We start from the raw sequence: 20,932 nt of genomic DNA, 5'->3' as shown, positions 1-20,932 counted from the left end.
TCTATAATTATCATATCATAACTTTTGACGGCTCTCATTGACAGTAGGTTACACATTTTAGCGCAGTTGAAAAAGAGATTAATTCATAATATACTTTTCAAATGTAGAGATTTGATCTTTGATGATTGCTATACATACTAATGCAGATAAAGGAGATGTCAAGAGAATGCTTGATACTCAGCAAATTAAAGAAATTATTCCCCACCGTTATCCGTTTTTGCTTGTAGACCGAATTACAGAAGTTGAAGAGGGAAAATGGGCAAAAGGTTATAAAAATGTAACGGCAAATGAAGAGTTTTTTAACGGGCATTTTCCTCAGTATTCAGTCATGCCCGGCGTATTAATTGTAGAAGCGCTTGCTCAAGTCGGAGCTGTAGCGATGCTGATTAAAGAAGAAAACCGCGGAAGACTGGCATTCTTTGCAGGCATTGATAATTGCCGATTTAAAAAACAAGTCAAGCCCGGTGATCAGCTTCATCTTGAGCTTGAAGTCATTCGCGCGCGCGGGTCAATCGGGCGCGGTAAAGGCATTGCCACTGTTGATGGTGAAGTCGTTTGTGAAGCGGAATTGACTTTTGCTCTCGGAGAATAAATGAAAAAAGGCAGATGGGCAGCGGCACATTTGTCTTTTTTACTTTCAAAACATGAGGAAGGCAGGTGATTGTATGTGGAATGAATTTAAGGCTTTTGCCATGCGGGGAAACATCGTTGACCTCGCGATCGGTGTGGTAATAGGCGGGGCGTTCGGGAAAATCGTCACTTCTCTCGTCAATGACATCATCATGCCTTTGGTGGGTTTACTGCTGGGGGGGCTTGATTTTTCCAGCCTGTCGATTACGTTTGGCGATGCTGTAGTGAAGTACGGCAGCTTTGTACAGACGATTGTGAATTTCTTAATTATATCGTTCTCCATTTTTATTGTCATTCGGACTTTAAATGGGATAAGGCGCAAAAAAGAAGCGGAAGAAGAGGCGGCGGAGGAAGCAGCGGATGCGCAAGAGGAGCTGCTGAAAGAAATCAGAGATCTGCTGAAGCAGCAAACAAAGTCGCCGGAATAAAGAAAACCGCCGTTTTGATACGGCGGTTTTTTTAATGCAGAACATATTGCTTCAGCATATTCATAGTGATGCTTTTCGCTTCAGTGCCGGTTCCGTCAATGTTTGTTACGAAACTGTATGCTCCATGCTCGGTGCTGACAAAGCCCGCATACCAGCCGATGCCTGAGCCAGAACCGGTTTTTCCATAAAGCGTATAGTGATCTTCGTCTTCTTGAATCATCATTCGTTTTACCGTTTTCATGACGCTTTTGTCGAATGGGAGTTTTTCTTTGTATAACGATTCCATAAAGTCTATTTGTTCGAACGGAGAGATTTTGAGAGTGCTGCTTAGCCAGAATTGATCAATCCCGCCGCTGATATCTTGGTTGCCATACCCTAATTTTTCAACCCATTCCTTCATTTGTTTTTCACCGATGTCACGGGCCATTGCCTGGTAATACCAAACAACTGAATATCTCATAGCTGAGCCAAGCGTGTGGTCTTGGTTCCAAATATCAAGTTCCCGCTTCACACCGTCCCAGTATTTGATGTCATATTCATCTTTAACAGCACCCGTTTGTAACCCAATAAGGGCATTAGGTACTTTAAACGTCGACTGCGGCGCGAATCTTTGGGTTGCGTGCTGATCGTTATAGACGAATGTTTTATCATGTTTGAGATCCCGCATGATAAATGTGCCGTCGCGGTCTGTGAAAAACTCATCAGCCTTCAGCTTTTTCATATTTGCATTTTTTTCTGCGGCTACAGCTTCTGCAGGTGTTTGTAAGCAGGATGTCATGAGGAGTGCCGTACCGATCAGTGATACAAAGACTGCTTGCATCTTTCGCTTGCTCAATATCTTCACCTCAGCACTTGGAGAGGGAATACGTCCCTCTCAACTTTTACATTTTTTGTTTAAACGCCTCAACCAGTTCTGTGCCTGTATAGCCTTCTTTTATAAGAGATTTCAGAATGGTTTCAGTGCCTTGCTGTTTTCTTGTGACCATTTGTCCGTAGATTAAAACCTGTATGCTTTCTTCCAGTTCGATGATGTTTTTCACTGCTGCTGTCAGTTGGGCGGGGCGATTGCTTTTTTTCGTGATCGTTACAAATACTTTGGCTTCCGTTTGGCTGTTTTGAAGCTGTTCAAAAAAAGACAGGTGTTCTTTCGCTACAAGCGCTTCAATCAGCCAGTGATTTTCACCGTCTTCTTTATTGATAATCAGCCCGTCAAGAAGGGGAAACTGTTCAATTGATTTTTCTTCCTTGTCCACTCGTTCCACATTCAGGTCAACCAGTTTAAAGGTTTTCATTTCTTTTCTCACCCCGCTTGCTTCCAAAGATTTCTGTCTTTCATTATAACATAAACGTTTTAGAGGAAAAAACGCAGCAACGCGGGGCCAGAGCATTTCGTATTGATGAAACATTTAATAATTTCAATTTTTTCATTATACTGTAACTGACTATGGATTACGGAGAGATGTGTATGAATCAATTTCGTTTGAAAGAAATTTACATTGACGGCACTCCTTCTGAAAATCGTCTGCTTCAAAAGGATGAAGCATATATGTTAAGCCGTAAAGATGTGTTTGAGGTTCATTTGAACAAAAAAGGAAGGATAAGCTTCCTATACGAAACGCATGACGGCATGGAGCAGTATAAAATCGAGCTGTCGATGCCGGAAAAAAAACTGAGCTTTCAATGGTTTGCATGGGATGGTTCTTCCTACGTGTGCATGAATACGCAAAATGGGCTGACAAAGCAAATATTTTTCTGGTTTTTAAAAAGTACATATTTCTTTAGAGGAAAAAAACAAAAGATGTTTTTAACTGATGGAAAAATGAAAACGAAAGATAAAAACATAGGCTGAAAGTAATTTTTAAGCGTTTTTCTTTTCTTATTGCATCAACTACAATACACATAACCGCAAGGAGAGGAGGAATCGCATGTTCAATCAGGTCATGCTTGTCGGACGTCTTACCAAAGATCCTGAACTTCGTTACACTTCCGCTGGTGCCGCAGTTGCACACGTTACGCTCGCGGTAAACCGCAGCTTCAAAAACGCTTCAGGTGAAACCGAGGCCGATTACGTTAATTGTACGCTTTGGAGAAAAACAGCTGAAAATACAGCATTGTATTGTCAAAAAGGTTCTCTCGTCGGCGTAAATGGGCGGATTCAGACAAGGCGCTATGAAAATGCAGAAGGTGTTACCGTCTATGTAACAGAAGTGTTGGCTGACACTATTCGTTTTATGGACCCTAAACCCCGGGAAAAAGCTGCCGATTGACATCTCCCTGATCCTCCCGTTTTCAATCCATTCATGTTTACAGGATCTCCGCTTCATCCCCCTCAAAATTGACCAGTCGCACAGACTGGTTTTTTATTATTTAGAAAAAAACGGTTATAATGACACGTTTTCACTTAAAAGCATTGAACACATCTACTTGAAAACTTATAATCTCTTAAAGATGATTGAAGAAAAGGAATGAGGGCGTGTACCAAGAAGAAAGATTAGTAGCGATTTTGGATTTTAAAAAACAGCATAACCGTATTACGACAGAGCAGATCTGTACGCTCTTTTGAGTATCAAGGGATACAGCGAGACGGGATCTTGTGAAGCTGGAGAAACAGAATGTCATCATCCGCAAAAAGGGGCGGTGCCATTTTACCGGAAAAGATGGCCGACGCTGTCACCTTGACCAATGACGAACACGACGCCCCACATATGATAAAAAACTTGCTGCAGGTTTATATGCTGCATCCAGCGTGCATCCTGTTGATAACCGGCGTAACGGATTCCTTGGACATCCGGCGTGACGGTCATGAACGGAAAAAAGCTGGCTCTTTCTATTCAGGAGCCAGCTTTTTTGTTATTTCATCGCGCTGAAGCGCTCAATGTAAACAATTCTTCGAGTTCCTGTGTGGAAAGCTCGGTAATCCAGTTTTCACTTTGAATAATTTGATCGTTCAAAGTTTGCTTCGATTCGAGCATGACATCGATTTTTTCTTCGATTGTTCCCGTCGTAATCATTTTATGAACATGGACAAAGCGCTCCTGGCCAATGCGGTACGCCCGGTCAGTGGCCTGGTTTTCAACCGCCGGGTTCCACCATCTGTCATAATGGATGACATGGTTGGCGGCGGTCAAATTAAGCCCGGTGCCTCCAGCTTTGAGTGAAAGAATCAGCGTCGGGTATTCTTTCTTCTGAAATCTTTCAACGAGGGAATCCCGCTCTTGCTTGGAAAGGCTCCCATTTAAAAATTGCACAGGTTCACCAAACGTTTTTTCAAGCAGCCGCTTCATCATGTTCCCCATCTGAATGTATTGCGTGAAAATGAGACAGCTTTCGTTTTGAGCGCGAATCGCTGTCATGAGCTCAAGCAATTTTTCAAGCTTGACTGACCTGCCTGCCAGCAGCTCGGTTTGCTCTTCTTTTAAATAGAGCGCGGGGTGATCGCATATTTGCTTGAGCCGTCCGAGCATGCTAAGAATCAGCGCCTTTCGCTGCATGCCGGTCAGTGATGTCATATGGTCAAATGTGTCTTTGACAAGCTGCTCATAAAGTGACGCCTGTTCGGCTGACAGCGGGATAAATTCTTTTTCTTCCAGTTTCTCAGGAAGATTAAGGGCGACCTCCTCATCCCGTTTCGTCCGCCGCAGAAGGAACGGCCGAATTAATTGCTGCAGCTGTCCGATTATCTTTTCGTCCCGGTCTTTTTCAATCGGCAGCACATAGCGTTTGTGAAAACCCGTCAAACTGCCAAGGTAGCCTTTATTCATGTAATCAAAAATTGACCACAGCTCAGTCAAGCGGTTTTCCATCGGCGTGCCGCTCAGCGCAATATGGTGCAGCCCTTTCAGTTTTCTGATGGCACGTGATTGCTTCGTATGTGCGTTTTTTATATTTTGTGCTTCATCAAGGCAGATTGTGTTCCATGTCACAGAAGCCAGCTCTTCCGAATCAGCATGAGACAACCCGTATGAAGTGAGTACCACATCGGCGTGTTTGTAGTGAGCAGCAAAATCATCACCCTTTGGACGCCGCGGCCCGTAATGAAGCGCGATAGACAGATCAGGGGCAAAGGTTTGAAACTCCCGCTGCCAGTTGCCAAGTACGGATGTCGGCGCAATAATCAAATTCGGCGTTGTTTGCTGCCCGCTTTCCTTCACGTGCAGGAAATAGGCGATCATTTGAATCGTTTTTCCAAGTCCCATATCGTCAGCCAGACAGGCGCCAAAACCGCTTTCCCGCAGAAACAGCAGCCAGTTCATGCCGTATATCTGATAGGGGCGAAGCGTCCCTTTGAAAGAAGGACTGACTTCATGCTCCGGCAGGTTCTCCGCGGTCGTGAGCTTCCGAATCAGTGACCTGAGCTGTTTGGACAGATCAAATTGGATGCCGGCAAAAGCAGATGCATCAATTAGATCTGACTCCTCAAGCCCGCCTTCCCCCTGATCCATTAGCTCGCGCGCCAGAACATCAGACATGTGAAGTCCTTCTGATTCCGCTTTTTCCATCAGGCGTTTCATCTGTTTGATAAACTGCGGGTCGATTTTTACCCATTGCCCGCGAATATTCACGAGGCGTCTATTGCTGGCGACAAGCTCATCGAATTCAGCCTCAGTCAGCTCAATCCCATTTGTCGCAAACCGCCAGTTGAAATCAAGCAGCGCATTCATGCCGACAAATGACTCGCCGCGCGGGGCAGAAGACACTTTTGCCTTCAGCATCATGTTGCTGTCTCTGACAATCTGCCACCAGGACGGCAGAAGAATTTCAATGCCCATGTCGACAAGCGTCTCACTTGCTTCTGACAGAAAGAGCCAGGCTTCTTCCTCTGAGATCAATGTTGTTCCAGAATCAAATGACAGCCACGGAACTGTTCTGTGAAAGCGGTCCTGTTCACGCGCAATTTTGTCACTGTGCGCCTGCCACGATTTTTTGAGGCTCTTTAGGCCGTCAAAGAATTCGACAGCGCCGCTTTTTTTATCTCGTAAAAATATCTCAATTTTCCATTCGTCACCGTCAAAGTCTGGTTCGTTTAAGCGCAGGCCGACTGTAAATGGAGATTGATCGTCAATCCAGCCGATCCGTACTAGAAAATCCTCTTCATCGAGAAAATGTCCGCGGAATGTCGTGATCGCAGGCGATTTTTCCTTAATGTGCTCCCATTTCTCCCGCAGGTCATCATCGTATTGGATGTAATCCTGCACTGCTGCGGAAAACCAATCCGCGGTAAAACCTTCCAGTATATTGTCGCGGTCTTTCCAACGAAAAACACCGTTTGTCCACGCTTCGTAGTCAGGCAGAAAATCACCGTCTGCGATAAATTCATAGATGGTCGAGGCCGCCTCGATCAGCGGCTCCGTTTCTTCTGTAAGCTGCACGGAGCTAAATGAGTTGAACGAGTTTTTGCCGAGAAGTTCTACAGTCATCCATGGAGAAAGCAAAACAGCGGTTGTCCCGATGAAGCTGACATCCTCAAGGAAGGTTCCGTAAAATGAGGATTCATGCCACTGGAACAAATGCCTTTTCATATGGCTGTAGGGAAGGGGCTGTTCATTCTCATCAAAGGCTGAGAGCGTAAATGACCCATCTTCCATTTGTTCGACGTGGATAAGAATTTCTTTAAGACTCGCCATCAATCAACTTTCCTTTCTGCAGTTCTTCTTGTAGTGCGCGCAGTCGCTTGTAATGCGAGCTCAATTGCTGAATGTACCGCTCCCATACCTTCAGTTTCTTCGCTTTTCTGTATAGGGTGCGCAGTTTTTTCAAATACCGGGCGGCTTCCTTATACGAACTGCGGTTTTTCTGATCGATAAAAAAGGACACTTCTCTGTGGTAAGCCGGAATCAGCGCCTCCGGATCACTCGCTGTAATTTCCTTCAACATGATTTTATCCATTTCATAGATGGAAAAGCCGACAAGGCTGTGAATTTCAATCCACTCGGCATAGCGTTTTTTCTCATATAAATGATGGCTGTATTCTGTGAACGTATACGGCAGACAGCCCGCGGCATAGCGTTCAAACAGCGCTTGGTCATTGGTTTGCTTCACATAGGCGTTCAGTAGAAGGAGCAGCTCGCCGATCACGTCGCGAATTTCTTTAAACGGTTTATCCAGTTTCGTATAACCCAGCGCAATCGGTTCAATCCGCTGGTACCATGTTTTCAGCCGTTTCCAATCCTTCTTGGCAGTCATTTCACCCAGCCACTGAAACGTATACGGCAGCGCTTCAGGCGGGAATTGATCAGCTTCCGCAAAAATAACGTCATCATTCTTCTGCAAGAAATCCAGATGCAGGCGTCCGAATTGCAATTCAGGTGAAAAACGCCGTTTGGCTTCTTTTTTTAAAATCTCCTGTTCGTGCGACACCCATTTTTGCCTCGATAGCAGCGTGCTCCAAATTTCAGCGAAAATACGGATGCGTTCATATTGAAAAACATCTTCTTTCAACAGCAAGTTCCGGATCACTTCCGGCGTTTTTTCCAAAAACGGATCAAGCGCAAATGACAGCGCGTATGTTTTTAATGTATCAATTGAGCTGTAGATCGTATCCATCAGCTGTTCAACATACGGATTGAGGGAATAAAAGTCTTGCTCGGGGTTCAGCTTGCCCGCTTCAATCAATGTGAACATCCGAAGCCAAACCGCAATCGAGGAATGAATCTGATACAGGCTTTTCAGCTCGGGTTTGTTCGGCGCATGTTTTTTTAAGGCGGACAAGTAGCCGTAATAGAGACCCTGCATATTTTGGCTGCCTTCCGGTGTACGCGCCTTCCAGAGAGAAAATTCTGCATCGAAAAAAGCGAGCCAGCTTGAAAGCGATTCTTCATTAGGCAGCACCTTTTCCTGAAACTGGCGGCGGACGAGTTCTTTGCTTTCCTCAAGTTTTTCCCTCTCGAGCCAGTGTTCTGTAAAAGTACCCACTCGCTCGAACATTGCATATACATATAAAAAAACAGCCAGCATATGGCGGCAAATTCTTCCGGACGGACATGAACAGCCGCTTTTGGCTATGACAAACAAGTTCAATGTGACCCGCACAGGCACAACATCCTGCACGTAAGCCGTAACTTCCGTCGGACTCATTGCTTGTAAACGATAAACTGAATCCTGCCGATATAAAATAAGGGCCTTTTTGATCAGCTGGACATTTTCCTCATTATAAGGAATAAGTTCCTTCAACTGTTCAGCAGATGCCAGCACATCGTCTTTAGAAATTATATTCTGAAGCATGATTATCGCTCCTAACCGAGTCACTTAATAAAAAGATCCAATTTCTCTATTATATCGCAACACATCGTCTTGAAAAAGTTTTTCCTAAAAAAGGACATAAAAAATGGAATGTGTCGAATGATGTATTAGAGATTGCAAATTAACAACCGGCATCATATAATAATCGTGTTTTCAACTTAATGGAAGCTGAAAGGAACAAAAAAATGAATGAAAAGAAATTAAATCAAGAGGAATTTCTGAAAATTTTGATGCATGCACATGAAATAGGTGAGCAGTCATCTGAGATGACGACGAAGGAAATGCTTGAAAATTTGATTTCACATATTAAAAATGGATATGCAACATAAGAATCCCGCACGCCTTTTTGCGGGATTTTTTATGTGTAAATACGTGATTTCCTGAACAAGAGAGATGACTAGACAGTAAATAGAGTAAAAAAAGTGTCGCATTATGGCACATGAAAAGCTGGGAAAATACGGTTTCTACGTTGTATAATCATAGATGGAAAAGAATGTTATAAGAGATTTGGAGGTATCATGGGAGAATCTACTAGTTTAAAAGAGGTCGTATCAATACTAACAAAACGCTTGCTTTTGATTATGAGTGTAACCGCAGCTGTGACTGCCGCGGGCGGACTCATCAGTTTCTTCGCACTTACACCCATCTATGAAAACTCAACTCAGATTCTGGTCAATCAATTGAAAAACGAACGAAAAGAAGTACAAATTAAAGATGTGCAAGCCAATCTTCAGTTAATCAACACGTACAACGTCATCATTAAGAGCCCTGCCATTTTAGACGAAGTTATTAAAGAAATGGGCCTGTCAATGACATCGCAAGAACTGAATGACAAAATTACCGTATCCAGCGAACAGGACTCCCAAGTGGTCAACATATCCGTCAGGGATGAAAACGAGGAAACAGCGGCTCATATAGCCAATACCGTCGCCTCTGTTTTTCAAGACAAAATCACATCTATTATGAATGTTGACAACGTCAATATTCTGTCAAAAGCTGAAGTTTCGGCACATCCGTCACCTATATCGCCTAAGCCGCTTCTTAACATTGCAATCGCGTTTGCGGCAGGGTTGGCAGGAAGCATCGGACTGGCCTTTCTGCTTGAGTATTTAGATCATACGATCAAATCAGAAGAGCAGCTCGAATCCTTGCTGGACATCCCGGTTTTAGGAACGGTTTTCAGCTTTGCCAATGAGACGAAAACAGCGAAAGGCTCACACGGTATCCATTCTGAAACAACAGGGAGTGGACATTTTGGCGCTTAGAAAAAGCAAAAGCTCTAGCGTGTGCAGGAAGGTCATTGCGATGGCAAAGCCGCAAACCTTAAACTTTGAACAATATCGGACGATTCGTACGAATATAGAATTTGCTTTAGGGGATCGACAAATGACATCAGTGATGATCACATCGGCCTGTTCCGGAGAAGGAAAATCAACAACGGCGGCTAACCTGGCTGTCGTATATGCCCAGCAGGGAAAAAGAGTGCTTCTGATCGATGCTGATTTGCGAAAACCCACAATACATACGGCCTTTCATTTGGAAAATAGGATTGGCCTCACATCTGTTTTATGTAAGAAAAGCTCACTGGATCAGGCTGTACAAGCCTCAAATGAACAACGCCTTGACGTGCTGACGAGCGGTCCGATCCCGCCAAACCCGGCAGAGCTCCTCTCCTCAAAAGGAATGAAAGAGGTCGCGGATGCAGCGTGTGCGGCATATGATATGGTCATTTTTGATACGCCGCCTATTCTCGCCGCAGCGGATGCAAAAATGTTAGGCAATGTAGCAGACTGTTCTGTTCTGGTTATTTCAAGCGGGAAAACAGAAAAGGAACAGGCTGCAAAAGCGAAAGAGGTACTTGAATCGTGCAATAGCCAGCTCCTTGGGACGATTATGAATGGGAAAAAGCTTTCGAAAGAAATAAGGAACATGTCATACTAACGGGCATCTTGCCCGTTATTTTTTTTGCGAAAGCAGGGAGACGGATATTCACTGTCACCTTGTTTCGGCAGCAGCGTCGGCCGACAGCATAGAAAATGGCAAGGCTGTGTCCGTCCGGATCATTACCCCGCTGCCGCATCATCAGAATAACGAGCCATCCGCAGACAGAGAAGCGCATATCAGTTAAACAAACGTTTCATTAAAGAAGATATCCTGTTAACCGTGCTTCCGAAGCAGGAGATCATAATCTTTGGCAATTTACTCTCACTGAATGATATGAAATCCATCCTGATCGATCAGGTTCTCTGATATGCGGAGCCGCACTTTTAGTATTGCCCGTCCTGAACACAACATAGAAATTAGTAAAAATCTTTGCCAGCTGTATTACCTTCTGAAAAAAGAGCGAAAGCATTTTCTCTCTAGTTTGCACGAGCCGATTTGAATCATCACATACTCATAATCTGAAAACGAGGGATTACGTTCTTCATGTACTTAAGAAAGGATACGTTCGGAATATCCTTATATGCTGACGGGAAATGCCGAGTTTCTCCCTTGAACCAGACGATCTTCAGACAGTTCCGCACAGCTGGTTCGCATTTCACCACTTTCTTTTTCAGAGCGATATAATAGTATATTGTAGGATTGAATCACATTTCAGAAATCTGTACAGGCTGTACCCGACAGGCTATGTAGGAGATTATCCGCATTCATGATAGGATGTTCTCATACGATAATACGGAAGCTGCAAAGCAGCAATTTAACTGTTGGAGGGAAACAATGAATATAACAGTCATCGGAACAGGCTATGTCGGTCTTGTGACAGGTGTTTCTCTTTCTGAGATTGGCCATCATGTAACCTGCATTGATATTGACGCTCACAAGATTGATGAAATGAAAAAGGGGATTTCCCCCATATTTGAACCAGGCCTTGAAGAGCTGATGAAAAAAAATTCAGCGGAAGGACGGCTGGATTTTGAAACGAGCTATGAGAAAGGTTTGGCACAGGCGGACATTATTTTTATTGCGGTCGGCACACCGCAGAAAAGCGACGGGCACGCGGATCTGGCGCATATTACGGATGCCGCCAAACGCATCGCCCAGTATGCTAAACGGGATATCATCGTGGTAACGAAAAGCACAGTGCCTGTCGGGACAAACGATTTGATTAATGAGCTGATCACTGAACATCTTTCGGAGCCTGTCAGCATTGCGGTCGCATCCAATCCGGAATTTTTACGTGAGGGGTCGGCGATCTATGACACGTTTCATGGTGATAGAATCGTGATCGGAACAGCAGATCAGAAAACAGCTAAAACGCTTGAGGAGCTTTTCCGTCCGTTTCAAATTCCGATTTACCAAACGGATATCAGAAGCGCCGAAATGATCAAATATGCATCAAATGCTTTTCTGGCTACGAAGATCAGCTTTATAAACGAAATTTCAAATATATGTGAAAAAGTCGGTGCTGATATTGAAGCAGTTGCACACGGCATGGGACAGGATAAACGGATCGGTAGCCAGTTTTTAAAAGCTGGCATAGGCTACGGCGGCTCTTGTTTTCCAAAGGACACAAACGCCCTCGTGCAAATTGCCGGCAATGTCGAGCATGATTTTGAGCTGCTGAAATCAGTCATCAAAGTGAACAACAATCAACAGGCAATGCTGGTTGATAAAGCGCTGAACAGGCTCGGCGGGGTGACGGGGAAAACGATTGCCCTTTTGGGGCTGTCATTTAAACCGAATACAGATGATATGAGGGAAGCGCCGTCAATTGTCATTGCAGAGCGCCTCGCTGCGCTCGACGCCCATATTACAGCCTACGATCCTATTGCCGCCGGCCAAGCGAAGCGTGTTCTCCCGCAAGCTGTTGAATACAAAGAGACGATTGAGGAAGCTGTCAAAGGGGCCGATGCCGTCATGATTTTGACCGATTGGGCCGACATTAAACAATTCCCGCTCGCGGCGTATCAGAACTTAATGGAAACGCCGTTCATATTTGACGGTAGAAACTGCTACACATTGGATGAAGCTGCCGCCGCAGGAGTGGAGTATTATTCCGTGGGACGCAAGGCGGTTATTCCGTCTGGTGTCTTGCAATAAATATAAAAGGAGAGACTGGTTGCGCGCGCACCAGTCTTTTTTTCGTCTATTTCACATGATATGTCTATTTTTTCAAGCATGCAACATACCCAACTAAAGAGACGGATCATCAATATCTGCCTCTTGCAAGTGTCTTTGTAACTACGACTTTAGGAGTTTTCGTTTTGTGAGGCGCTTTCATTAGTTATATAACGAACAAAAACGAGATTATAGACCTACATTTTAAGAGCGTCACACACCTAAATTAAGTCGTTTACCCTATTTATGCCGCCTTCTGGCTATTTTAAAATATAATATATGGAAATAAAGTATGGAAAAGTCTATCTTCACGAGCCCCTCCATACGACTTTTTGAGTATTAAGAGGTGATTCAGATGGGTTACGAAAGCAAGCTTGCGGATATCAAAAGTTCGCTCAACGGAAAAATTTCCGATACGGAAGATAAGATCGAGAAGCTGAAAAAGGCAAAAAAGGACATACACACACTGCAAGAAGAGGCTATTACCGAAATCAAAAATATCGTGAAACCGGAATTGGACAAGCACTGGACGGGAACAAAAGCGAATGATTTCGACAAGGGCAGAGAAGAGGCGAAATCGGAAGCTTCTAAAATTGTGAATGATAAATATAACGAGTATATGGTTTCTATTAACAGGGAAATTTTAGATCTTAAAGTGGAAAAATCCAAATATGCGTCGGAATTGTTCATAGCAAATGGTGCAGAAAATCTTCTTAAAAAGGGAGAAGAATTCGCGGAAGAAGTCGGAAATACAATTAGACAACTAAAATGGTGGTGATCTTTTTTTATGTCAGAAATTAAGCTGAAGTACGACACAGTCATCAAAACATTGGATTCTGTCAAAGATGCGCTGGCTGATGTATCAATCGGCGCCGCCGGATCAAATGGCAAGAACAAGCTGGAATATACGAAAAAGTACCATGAGCGTGAGGCAAGCATTAAAACGATGCTGGGCGATTATAAAAAAGCCGTCCAAAAAAACATAGAAGACACAAAAGACAATGTCGACTCATTGAAGGAGCAGGACGAGGCAATTGGCGCAAAATAGCATAGAAAGGGCTGTGCAATGAGTAAAGTATTTGAAGCAAAGGCTTTAATCAAAGAAGCGAAGAGCAGAAAAAAACAATATGAAACGCTTGAAGAGCAGTTAGAAACCTTAAAAAAAGCGTTTCAGGCTGTAGCTGATTTAGGCGACGATTTTAAAGGAAAAGGCGCAGACAATATTAAAGATTTTTTTCAGGGACAAGCTGACATTGTCGATACGTGGCTGAAGCTTGTCTCAGCCCAGATCTCTTTTCTAAAAGGAATCTCTGGAGATGTCAAAGAGAAGGAATTAACTGATCATTATGTAGAAACGTCCTATCTGGAAAATGAGCTGCCAAACGGGAGCTTGAAGGCGTTAGAAATTGTTTCTGCCCATAAATTAGAGATTGATAATATTCTCTCAAGTCTTGTCGGCATTTTGGATTTATCCTCTTATTCTCTTAACGATTACGCAGACAAGATGTACGACGCACAAAAAATCCGGCGCGATACGATTACAGCGGTTGATGAATTGGACGAGTCGCTGACCACAGAATATCAAAATCTGCAGTCGCTCGATAATGCCGTGCTTGCTAAGTACACCGCTTTAATGCAAGCAACAAGCAAAGGAAAAAGTGCCGCTCCTCTTCACTACAACAAAAAAGCATTCACCTCCAGCGAAGTTTATAAGGGTGCGATAGAAGCGGAAAAACAAGCGGCTTCTTATATCGAGGCGAAAGAACAGCAAGCAGAAGCAAGGCAGCTTCAAGAAAAAGCGGAAGAAGAAGCGAATAAACCATGGTATGAAAAAACATGGGATGGCGTCTGCACCTTCACAGGCGAAGTCACCGGCTATTATGATACGATAAGAGCAACCGAAGGCTACGACCCTGTCACAGGAGAAAAACTCTCCACAGCCGAACGCGTCACAGCAGGCGCCATGGCAGCCGCAGGGTACATCCCGGTCGTCGGCTGGGCAGGCCGCGCCTTCAAAGGCGGAAAAGCCATCTACAAAACCGGAAAAGCGGCTATCGCAGCTGAACACGCTTTAGACGCCTACAAAACCGGAAAATCCTTAGACATTCTCAAAATGTCAGAAATGGGCGCATACGGCCTCGTCGCATCAAACGGATTCTCTGAAGCGGTCACAGGACGGGATATGTTTGGTAACGAAGTGTCAGAGGAGAAGCGGAAGCAAGGCGCACTGGAAGCAGCTTTGGGGATGGTTGGTGCAGGCGGTCTTGCTAAATCTGTTGATCATAGTGTATCAATGTATCGGAATATGGACAAAGGTTCAACAGTTAAAACGAAACTATCAGATATACGGTATGTTGTGAATCCTACCCATATGAAAAAAGTAACGCATCAAACCTATCAATCAGTCAAAAAACGCTCGCTATCGGTGATAGAATCAGTCGGTGAAACTGTGCGTTTTGCAAAACAGCTGATGGGCTCATCTCGGCATCAGCCAGCATATGCATATGCCAAAAGCGGCCAACATACCGAGAGTATGATTAATAAAGAAGCTGTAAAGAAAGTCGCGCAGTATCCAGCGAATTACCTAAAACAAGTGGCTAATGACCATATCCACTATATTACACAAACCGGAAAGGTATTCTATGATGCCACGTCGAAAGTGTTCCGCACAAGTGATGGAAGATTCGCAAAAAAACCAAAAATAAAGCATGTAGAAGAGCCTAAAGTGCGGAAAGTCGAGAAGCAACAAATAGAAGTTCATAGTGAAGGTACTAAAGCTACCGGTGAACTTAATAAAGATTTAGCGAAAGCTTATTTAAGAGATATAGAGGCTAAAACAGGGCGGAAGGTCAATAAAGAGCAGATTGACCATTTAAAAGAAGCTTTGAGAAACAATAACTATGAAAAATTAACACCAAAAGAAACGGCTAAGCATAGGAGCAAATTCACATCAAGTTTGAAAGATAGACTGATTGCAGAATGGGAAGAAAAAACCAATCAAAAGTGGCCTAGATATACAGAAGAGGTTTTTGATCAGTATGGAGAAGTTGCCCGAAGTATTGGTCAACCGTATGACGCTCATCATATCATAGAAAACAATTTTGGTGGCCCTCACGAATGGTGGAATATCCATCCAGCAAAATATCCGGATGAACACCAAGCAGGTATACATGGAAAGGGAGCACCATCAGGAAAACTTTTTCCAAGGAGGTAAGATTAGTATATGGCTGGATTTGAATTTATTAATCATTTAGAAAATAAAACATATAAGGTATCTGAAGAGGCTATATTAAAAGCTGAACAAAGAATGGAGATGAAAATTCCCAATGATTTAAAACAATTATATTTAGAAGTCGGTTATGGTTTTATTAAAGGTAATAGTGATAATGCAATAAATAGAATATTGGGGCCAGGGGCTGTAGCTGACATTAGGCTAAGAAAAGGAATTTTTGAATTTGACCCAGATTTAGATGAACTTTATGATGATGAAAATAAACTTATTTTTTTTGAAGTAAACGAAGGTGTTTATATTTCTATTGATTTACAATTAATCAACAATCCAGTATTTTATTTTGATACTCAAATAGCTGAATCATTAGAGGATTTTTTTAAAAAGTTTCTCAAGGATAACGAATATTTTATAGATTTAATAGAGGATTAGGTTTGTAAGAGAGAGAATGGTTAGAAGAATTATTAACCTTGATTGGCTACTAAAGCCTATCAAGGTTTTTTTAAATAAATTGTTTTTCATGTTTTATAATTTCTAATAACTTGTTTGACTTTACTGCGACCCTGTCACAGGAGAAAAACTCACCACAGCCGAACGCGTCACAGCCGGCGCCATGGCAGCCGCAGGGTACATCCCAGTCGTCGGCTGGGCAGGCCGCGCCTTCAAAGGCGGAAAAGCCATCTACAAAACCGGAAAAGCGGCTATTGCTGCCGAACACGCATTTAGACGCCTACAAAACCGGAAAATCCTTAGACATTCTCAAAATGTCAGAAATGGGCGCATACGGCCTCGTTGCTTCTAACGGTTTCTCAGAAGCAGTTACTGGACGGGATATGTTTGGTAACGAAGTGTCAGAGGAGAAGCGGAAGCAGGGTGCGCTGGAAGCAGCGCTGAGCTTGGTTGGAGCCGGTGCGCTGGCGAAGCATGCAGATAAAGGCATACCCCTTGCAACTCATTCAAAAGTTCAAAAAGCGAACAAGACACTAGAAAAAGTCAAACAATTTAAAGTTCCAACCAACGTCCGCCTGTACGCAGAACGCCCCGTAACTCCAGATGGCTCCACGTTCGGAATCCCGACAGTCCGTGTAGATGTGGAAAAGACGGCTGTGAAGGATCTTGGGATTGTGAAGATGGCTAGTGATGGTAAAGGTGTTAAGGGTACGGGTAAAGTATATCCAACTAGACAAATAGATTCAGTAACAGAAGCGCATATAATTGATAGAGTGAAGGAACTAAGAGGAAATTTATCGAGTAAATATAAGAAATCTGGTAATTTTGCTGTTGCCGAAGTGGATGTCAGTGGGATAAGCAAATCAGAATTTTATGCTCAAAGTAGCATAAATGAACTTAAGGGAAGTCTTGAGCATAAGGTGCCTGATATTTCTTTACAACCTGAAAATCCAATGTTTAAGGCTACAGAAGCAGTTGGTAAAAATGGATTTAATTATTTAAGGAATACAGATACTGAGTATAAAATACTAAATGATATAGCTTCTAGGCTTGGGGATAATACACAAGCTAGTGGTAGAATTAAGTTATTTACAGAACTGGATACTTGCGACAGTTGTAATAAAGTTATAGCAGAGTTTGCAGCTAAATATAAAAATATTGAATTAGAAGTCGTACACAACAATGGTAATAGAATTATTTCTTAAACTAAATTCTTTGGAGGAAAGTAATTATGAAAGATTGGGAGTATAATGAATTATTTGAAGCAATTCAGGAGACATATGAAGAGTTGTTAGATGAAGATAGGGGATATAAGTATGCTATAGCAAAACTATCAGATGAGTTTGATAACTTAGGTAAGATAGAAGATGTTATTGTTGATACTGCTATTGGTGAGATTGCAATTGGACATGATAAAGTTTTTATTGGGCTTATTGAAGGTATAACAAGGAGATTAAGCAAGTATAAAGATATAGATGCTTCAAATGAACTGACAAAAGAGGAAATAGCAGATTTAACTAATAGGATAGAAAAAGTATTAGTGGGTCTTAGTAAAGTTGAGATAGATTATAACCCATCTGCCGAGTAAGTTAAATTAGAGTTCCAATATTAGATAACAATAAAGCACTTGATTGTCTTTTTAGGCAACAAGTGCTTATTTGCTTGCCTTGAATGAAGTAAAGATGGCTCTGCCTTCATAGATTATTTGTAACTCTCGAAAATCGAGTGATTGAATGATGTACCAAAAATAAAGAATTAAAGTTAACTTTATAGAAATGATAAACATGACTCCGGAGAGTTTACAAGACAATTAAAAGATCAAAAAAAGTATGAATGAACTTATTGTTACCTTGAAACACATGTCTTACGAACGTTTTATCAGAAAGATCACACGTAACACTTGCGGCTCTGAGTCAGCAAGTGTTTTTTGTATGCTGTGTGATTTTTCCAGGTTGTGCTGGCCAGTAACATTTTTATTTAAAAGTGCTCCGCGTCAACTCGATAAAAGCCTTCAATGGGGCAGACATCCATTTGTCCTTATGCCATGCCAATTGGGTAAAAACAGGACACTCACTCCGCCAATTGAGTTCTTTCATCCTGCCTGCTGCAATATCGTCTTTTACAGTCATTTCAGGCAATATGCCAATTCCAAGACCGGCCATTACGCATTGTTTGATGGCTTCTATGCTGACAAATTCCAATTTATTAGGGTGAACACCGGCGTCATGTAAAGTGTCCTCAAAGAGCATACGGTACGAGCAGCCGTCTTCTGTCAGCAGAAGAGTTTCGTTTTGAAGATTCTTCAATGATACTGGTAAATGTCCAGATAAAGGATGGTCATTTGCCGCTACCATTTTTATCTCATCCTGCACCAGAGATTCAATGTGTAGTGCGTCGTCCGGACGATTTACATCCAAAACAAAGGTGATATCAAGCTGGCCTTGTAAAAGCTGTTCTTTGACTTGTTCGTTGGAAACATACGGTTTGAATATGAGCTTTACTTGGGGAAAAGCCTGTTTAAATTCTTTAATAATAGGCGGAAGGCGGTATGTACACTGGCTTTCCGTAGCTCCAATTTTCAACGTTCCCGTTGTTTCTCTTGCATGATTTGCCGCCATTTTGGCTTCTTCAGTTAACGCGATGATCTTCTCCGCATACGTTTTGAACGTTGTGCCGGCCTCTGTCAGGATGAGCCGCTTGCCGAGCCGTTCAAATAAAGGCGTCCCGATTTCTTCTTCAAGTGATTTGATCTGAGCGGTAACGCTTGATTGGGCATAGTTAAGTATCTTGGCGGTAAGGGTAAAGTTTACATGTTCTGCCGCTGTAATAAAGGTGATCAGCTGTTTTAATTCCATTTGTCTCTCTCTTTCTAAATCGGTTTTGCCGATTGGATTGATCGGAATATTCATCTGTATTGATCGGTGAATCCATTATATGATGAAGAAAATGATTCGTAAACAAAGGAGCAGATGCATCATGGAAATTGCGGTCATAAATGGCGGAACCCGGTGTGGCGGAAATACGGACATTCTTGCGGAGAAGGCAGTACAAGGATTCGGTGCCAAACACATTGATTTGAGAAAATATCATATCCAGCCAATTGAAGATATGCGTCACGCTCAAGGCGGCTTCCGTCCGATTCAAGATGATTACGATTCTATCATTGAACAGATATTGCCGTACGATATTCTCATATTCGCTACCCCGATTTATTGGTTTGGCATGTCAGGGACATTAAAGCAGTTTATTGATCGCTGGTCACAGACATTGAGAGATCCTGGGTTTCCTAATTTTCAACAGCAAATGACGAAGAAGCAGGCATATGTGATAGCAGTCGGCGGAGACAAGCCTAAGACAAAAGGGCTTCCGCTGATTCAGCAGTTTGAACTCATTTTTGACTTTATGGGAATGTCTTTTAAAGGCTATGTGCTGGGAGAAGGCAATCGTCCCGGTGACATTCTTCATGATACTCAAGCGCTGTACGCGGCGAGCAGTTTATTGAAAAGAAGTGATGCGATATGAAGATAATGCTGTCGATTATCGCTGGTCTGTTGATCCTTGCATGCTTTTTATCTTGGAATGAGCAGTCTCCTGATTGGGTGCCGGTTGAAACCAATTCGCCTCACATTCAGCAATCTGTAAGAATGGCAGGAACCACACTGCAAATCAAGCACATGTACAAAAATGATACAGGCAAAGAAACAGCTGTCATTACGAATGGAATTTCTGGCCCTAAATAAAAAAGCACCTAGATAGGTGCTTTTCTCTACAAATGAGGAATCACGAGGCCTCCATACAAAAATGCCGCGATAATCAGAAATGCCGGATGCATCTTGAATTTTGTCATGGCAAGGAGGGAAATTCCCGCAATCACCAGAGATTGGATCCAGCCGATGGCTTTGATGCCGTCGGCGCCGATTTGCCAAGTAAGGATAAGCATCATGACAGCGATGACTGGCTGAACGGACAGCGTCATTCCTTTGATGACGGGTGATTGGCGGAAGCGCTGAATCATGCGAAGCAGGACAATTAAGGCGAGCGCTGACGGTACGACGGTTGCGATCAGTGCAATCAGAAAGCCGGGCCATCCCCCTGCGCTGTAGCCGACATATGCGGCGATTTTGGTTGCGATCGGGCCCGGCAATGCGTTCGCAAGGGCGAGCATGTTTGAAAATTGGTCATTTGACAGCCAGCTGTATCTGTTGACGACTTCTTCAAACATCAGCGGGATAGACGCAGGTCCGCCGCCATACCCGAGCAGGTTTGCGATCAAAAATGCCATAAATAAATAAATCATGATCATGAGGCTGACATTCCTTTATCTTTTGAATGTTTATTTGTGATTTTGTCTTTCAGTTTAAAATGAAACGCGCCGTACGCCAGGAAAATGATAATGACAAGGCCGGGATTGATCTGTAACGTTTGCAGGCCGATAAAAGCGATGATAAAAAACAGGATGCCGGTGACCCAGCCGAAGCCTTTAAGCGCTTTTTGGCCAAACTCGTATGCCATGATGCCGAGCATGACGGCTATCACTGGCGTTACGGCGCCAATCATGCCGGCAACAATTGCTGAGTGGCTTAGGACATTTACAGCGGCAAACAAGCCGACCATAGCGATGCATGTAGGCAAAATATGAGCGAGGGTCGCCACGATTGCGCCCAGCGTGCCTTTTAGTTTAAATCCCAGATACGCAGCCATTTTTGTGGCAATCGGTCCAGGAAGCGCATTGGCGATTGCCAGTATTTCTCCGAATTCATCATCATCAATCCATTTATATTTATTGACCGCTTCATGGCGGATCAGCGGAATCACGGAAGGCCCGCCGCCGAATCCTAATACGCCGGTGCGAACCATGGCGGCCATCATATCCCGATAAGGATGGTTTTTCATTTAT

At 43.2% G+C, this 20,932-nt stretch carries 22 protein-coding genes and 3 pseudogenes; 18 read left to right on the top strand and 7 right to left on the bottom strand.

The window, feature by feature from the left end; translation table 11 throughout:
- Window positions 1-166: 166 nt before the first annotated feature.
- Together fabZ and mscL are read left to right on the top strand one after the other, a co-directional pair.
- Window positions 167-592 (top strand): 3-hydroxyacyl-ACP dehydratase FabZ, encoded by a 426-nt coding sequence (gene fabZ / locus AAGG74_RS12380; protein WP_429675671.1) that lies wholly within the window; start codon window positions 167-169, stop codon window positions 590-592.
- A gap of 73 nt (window positions 593-665) precedes the next feature.
- On the top strand, window positions 666-1,058 hold the full coding sequence (gene mscL / locus AAGG74_RS12375; RefSeq protein ID WP_162103892.1) for a large conductance mechanosensitive channel protein MscL: 393 nt from the start codon (window positions 666-668) through the stop codon (window positions 1,056-1,058).
- Window positions 1,059-1,089: 31 nt separating this feature from the next.
- On the opposite strand, the gene blaOXA is transcribed toward mscL, so the two are convergent.
- A complete protein-coding gene (gene blaOXA, locus AAGG74_RS12370; RefSeq protein WP_429675668.1) occupies window positions 1,090-1,893 on the bottom strand; it encodes a class D beta-lactamase in 804 nt (267 codons plus the stop codon).
- A 46-nt stretch (window positions 1,894-1,939) separates the two neighbouring features.
- Complete coding sequence (locus tag AAGG74_RS12365) at window positions 1,940-2,350, bottom strand: YwpF-like family protein (RefSeq protein WP_162103894.1); 411 nt, start codon at window positions 2,348-2,350, stop codon at window positions 1,940-1,942.
- Window positions 2,351-2,523: 173 nt separating this feature from the next.
- On the opposite strand from AAGG74_RS12365, the gene AAGG74_RS12360 reads away from it, so the two are divergent.
- From AAGG74_RS12360 to AAGG74_RS12350, 3 genes and pseudogenes are all read left to right on the top strand, one after another.
- Window positions 2,524-2,907 (top strand): hypothetical protein, encoded by a 384-nt coding sequence (locus tag AAGG74_RS12360; protein WP_162103895.1) that lies wholly within the window; start codon window positions 2,524-2,526, stop codon window positions 2,905-2,907.
- Between the two features lie 76 nt (window positions 2,908-2,983).
- Complete coding sequence (gene ssbB / locus AAGG74_RS12355; protein WP_225493218.1) at window positions 2,984-3,325, top strand: single-stranded DNA-binding protein SsbB; 342 nt, start codon at window positions 2,984-2,986, stop codon at window positions 3,323-3,325.
- Window positions 3,326-3,531: 206 nt separating this feature from the next.
- Window positions 3,532-3,709, top strand: a pseudogene (locus tag AAGG74_RS12350) (DeoR family transcriptional regulator); the annotation flags it as partial.
- Window positions 3,710-3,913: 204 nt separating this feature from the next.
- Here AAGG74_RS12350 and AAGG74_RS12345 read toward each other — a convergent pair.
- Together AAGG74_RS12345 and AAGG74_RS12340 are read right to left on the bottom strand one after the other, a co-directional pair.
- Window positions 3,914-6,682: a DEAD/DEAH box helicase gene (locus AAGG74_RS12345; RefSeq protein WP_429675664.1), complete on the bottom strand. Its 2,769-nt coding sequence runs from the start codon at window positions 6,680-6,682 to the stop codon at window positions 3,914-3,916.
- Window positions 6,669-8,279, bottom strand: coding sequence for an SWIM zinc finger family protein (locus AAGG74_RS12340; protein ID WP_429675662.1), 1,611 nt, complete (start codon window positions 8,277-8,279; stop codon window positions 6,669-6,671). The genes AAGG74_RS12345 and AAGG74_RS12340 overlap by 14 nt, the downstream gene beginning before the upstream one ends.
- A gap of 203 nt (window positions 8,280-8,482) precedes the next feature.
- Here AAGG74_RS12340 and AAGG74_RS12335 point away from each other — a divergent pair, with 203 nt between their 5' ends.
- The 11 genes and pseudogenes from AAGG74_RS12335 (at window position 8,483) to AAGG74_RS12285 (ending at window position 17,623) form a co-directional block, all read left to right on the top strand.
- The gene (locus AAGG74_RS12335) at window positions 8,483-8,626 is read left to right on the top strand and encodes a YwzD family small protein (RefSeq protein ID WP_162103899.1); all 144 of its coding nucleotides are present in this window, start codon (window positions 8,483-8,485) and stop codon (window positions 8,624-8,626) included.
- 189 nt (window positions 8,627-8,815) lie between these two features.
- Window positions 8,816-9,562 (top strand): protein-tyrosine kinase activator TkmA, encoded by a 747-nt coding sequence (gene tkmA, locus AAGG74_RS12330; protein ID WP_162103900.1) that lies wholly within the window; start codon window positions 8,816-8,818, stop codon window positions 9,560-9,562.
- Window positions 9,552-10,238 (top strand): CpsD/CapB family tyrosine-protein kinase, encoded by a 687-nt coding sequence (locus AAGG74_RS12325; RefSeq protein WP_429675659.1) that lies wholly within the window; start codon window positions 9,552-9,554, stop codon window positions 10,236-10,238. Before tkmA ends, AAGG74_RS12325 begins: the two co-directional genes overlap by 11 nt.
- A 777-nt stretch (window positions 10,239-11,015) precedes the next feature.
- Window positions 11,016-12,338, top strand: a complete 1,323-nt coding sequence (locus AAGG74_RS12320; protein WP_429675658.1) for a UDP-glucose dehydrogenase family protein — start codon at window positions 11,016-11,018, stop codon at window positions 12,336-12,338.
- Window positions 12,339-12,711: 373 nt separating this feature from the next.
- The gene (locus tag AAGG74_RS12315; protein WP_429675657.1) at window positions 12,712-13,134 is read left to right on the top strand and encodes a YwqH-like family protein; all 423 of its coding nucleotides are present in this window, start codon (window positions 12,712-12,714) and stop codon (window positions 13,132-13,134) included.
- 9 nt (window positions 13,135-13,143) lie between these two features.
- On the top strand, window positions 13,144-13,404 hold the full coding sequence (locus tag AAGG74_RS12310) for a YwqI/YxiC family protein (protein WP_162103904.1): 261 nt from the start codon (window positions 13,144-13,146) through the stop codon (window positions 13,402-13,404).
- An 18-nt stretch (window positions 13,405-13,422) separates the two neighbouring features.
- Window positions 13,423-15,570 (top strand): ribonuclease YeeF family protein, encoded by a 2,148-nt coding sequence (locus AAGG74_RS12305; protein ID WP_429675655.1) that lies wholly within the window; start codon window positions 13,423-13,425, stop codon window positions 15,568-15,570.
- A 9-nt stretch (window positions 15,571-15,579) separates the two neighbouring features.
- The gene (locus tag AAGG74_RS12300) at window positions 15,580-16,017 is read left to right on the top strand and encodes an SMI1/KNR4 family protein (RefSeq protein ID WP_429675654.1); all 438 of its coding nucleotides are present in this window, start codon (window positions 15,580-15,582) and stop codon (window positions 16,015-16,017) included.
- Window positions 16,018-16,144: 127 nt separating this feature from the next.
- Window positions 16,145-16,520: pseudogene (locus AAGG74_RS12295) on the top strand (pre-toxin TG domain-containing protein); the annotation flags it as partial.
- Window positions 16,521-16,724: 204 nt separating this feature from the next.
- Window positions 16,725-17,240: pseudogene (locus AAGG74_RS12290) on the top strand (deaminase domain-containing protein); the annotation flags it as partial.
- A 26-nt stretch (window positions 17,241-17,266) separates the two neighbouring features.
- The gene (locus AAGG74_RS12285) at window positions 17,267-17,623 is read left to right on the top strand and encodes an Imm3 family immunity protein (protein ID WP_225493227.1); all 357 of its coding nucleotides are present in this window, start codon (window positions 17,267-17,269) and stop codon (window positions 17,621-17,623) included.
- 385 nt (window positions 17,624-18,008) lie between these two features.
- Here the strand turns inward: AAGG74_RS12285 and AAGG74_RS12280 are convergent, their stop codons facing one another.
- On the bottom strand, window positions 18,009-18,890 hold the full coding sequence (locus tag AAGG74_RS12280; RefSeq protein WP_429675653.1) for a LysR family transcriptional regulator: 882 nt from the start codon (window positions 18,888-18,890) through the stop codon (window positions 18,009-18,011).
- A gap of 121 nt (window positions 18,891-19,011) precedes the next feature.
- Here AAGG74_RS12280 and AAGG74_RS12275 point away from each other — a divergent pair, with 121 nt between their 5' ends.
- The gene (locus AAGG74_RS12275; RefSeq protein ID WP_429675652.1) at window positions 19,012-19,557 is read left to right on the top strand and encodes a flavodoxin family protein; all 546 of its coding nucleotides are present in this window, start codon (window positions 19,012-19,014) and stop codon (window positions 19,555-19,557) included.
- Window positions 19,554-19,775: a hypothetical protein gene (locus AAGG74_RS12270; RefSeq protein ID WP_162103910.1), complete on the top strand. Its 222-nt coding sequence runs from the start codon at window positions 19,554-19,556 to the stop codon at window positions 19,773-19,775. The genes AAGG74_RS12275 and AAGG74_RS12270 overlap by 4 nt, the downstream gene beginning before the upstream one ends.
- A 26-nt stretch (window positions 19,776-19,801) precedes the next feature.
- On the opposite strand, the gene chrA is transcribed toward AAGG74_RS12270, so the two are convergent.
- Both chrA and chrB read right to left on the bottom strand, forming a co-directional pair.
- Window positions 19,802-20,338, bottom strand: coding sequence for a chromate resistance efflux protein ChrA (gene chrA, locus AAGG74_RS12265; protein ID WP_429675651.1), 537 nt, complete (start codon window positions 20,336-20,338; stop codon window positions 19,802-19,804).
- On the bottom strand, window positions 20,335-20,928 hold the full coding sequence (gene chrB / locus AAGG74_RS12260) for a chromate efflux transporter subunit ChrB (RefSeq protein WP_429675650.1): 594 nt from the start codon (window positions 20,926-20,928) through the stop codon (window positions 20,335-20,337). Before chrB ends, chrA begins: the two co-directional genes overlap by 4 nt.
- Between the last annotated feature and the right edge of the window lie 4 nt (window positions 20,929-20,932).

Source organism: Bacillus mexicanus (assembly GCF_050445615.1).
GTDB classification, from domain to species: domain Bacteria; phylum Bacillota; class Bacilli; order Bacillales; family Bacillaceae; genus Bacillus; species Bacillus mexicanus.
The sequence above is the reverse complement of the archived record's forward strand: the minus strand, read 5'-3'. Positions and strand labels throughout refer to the sequence as shown.

Excerpts from the sequence above, each read along its gene's own strand:
- fabZ (WP_429675671.1), top strand. The coding sequence starts at position 167 with ATGCTTGATACTCAGCAAATTAAAGAAATTATTCCCCACCGTTATCCG.
- mscL (WP_162103892.1), top strand. The coding sequence starts at position 666 with ATGTGGAATGAATTTAAGGCTTTTGCCATGCGGGGAAACATCGTTGAC.
- AAGG74_RS12365 (WP_162103894.1), bottom strand. The coding sequence starts at position 2,350 with ATGAAAACCTTTAAACTGGTTGACCTGAATGTGGAACGAGTGGACAAG.
- AAGG74_RS12360 (WP_162103895.1), top strand. The coding sequence starts at position 2,524 with ATGAATCAATTTCGTTTGAAAGAAATTTACATTGACGGCACTCCTTCT.
- ssbB (WP_225493218.1), top strand. The coding sequence starts at position 2,984 with ATGTTCAATCAGGTCATGCTTGTCGGACGTCTTACCAAAGATCCTGAA.
- AAGG74_RS12345 (WP_429675664.1), bottom strand. The coding sequence starts at position 6,682 with ATGGCGAGTCTTAAAGAAATTCTTATCCACGTCGAACAAATGGAAGAT.
- AAGG74_RS12340 (WP_429675662.1), bottom strand. The coding sequence starts at position 8,279 with ATGCTTCAGAATATAATTTCTAAAGACGATGTGCTGGCATCTGCTGAA.
- AAGG74_RS12335 (WP_162103899.1), top strand. The coding sequence starts at position 8,483 with ATGAATGAAAAGAAATTAAATCAAGAGGAATTTCTGAAAATTTTGATG.
- tkmA (WP_162103900.1), top strand. The coding sequence starts at position 8,816 with ATGGGAGAATCTACTAGTTTAAAAGAGGTCGTATCAATACTAACAAAA.
- AAGG74_RS12320 (WP_429675658.1), top strand. The coding sequence starts at position 11,016 with ATGAATATAACAGTCATCGGAACAGGCTATGTCGGTCTTGTGACAGGT.
- AAGG74_RS12315 (WP_429675657.1), top strand. The coding sequence starts at position 12,712 with ATGGGTTACGAAAGCAAGCTTGCGGATATCAAAAGTTCGCTCAACGGA.
- AAGG74_RS12310 (WP_162103904.1), top strand. The coding sequence starts at position 13,144 with ATGTCAGAAATTAAGCTGAAGTACGACACAGTCATCAAAACATTGGAT.
- AAGG74_RS12305 (WP_429675655.1), top strand. The coding sequence starts at position 13,423 with ATGAGTAAAGTATTTGAAGCAAAGGCTTTAATCAAAGAAGCGAAGAGC.
- AAGG74_RS12300 (WP_429675654.1), top strand. The coding sequence starts at position 15,580 with ATGGCTGGATTTGAATTTATTAATCATTTAGAAAATAAAACATATAAG.
- AAGG74_RS12285 (WP_225493227.1), top strand. The coding sequence starts at position 17,267 with ATGAAAGATTGGGAGTATAATGAATTATTTGAAGCAATTCAGGAGACA.
- AAGG74_RS12280 (WP_429675653.1), bottom strand. The coding sequence starts at position 18,890 with ATGGAATTAAAACAGCTGATCACCTTTATTACAGCGGCAGAACATGTA.
- AAGG74_RS12275 (WP_429675652.1), top strand. The coding sequence starts at position 19,012 with ATGGAAATTGCGGTCATAAATGGCGGAACCCGGTGTGGCGGAAATACG.
- AAGG74_RS12270 (WP_162103910.1), top strand. The coding sequence starts at position 19,554 with ATGAAGATAATGCTGTCGATTATCGCTGGTCTGTTGATCCTTGCATGC.
- chrA (WP_429675651.1), bottom strand. The coding sequence starts at position 20,338 with ATGATCATGATTTATTTATTTATGGCATTTTTGATCGCAAACCTGCTC.
- chrB (WP_429675650.1), bottom strand. The coding sequence starts at position 20,928 with ATGAAAAACCATCCTTATCGGGATATGATGGCCGCCATGGTTCGCACC.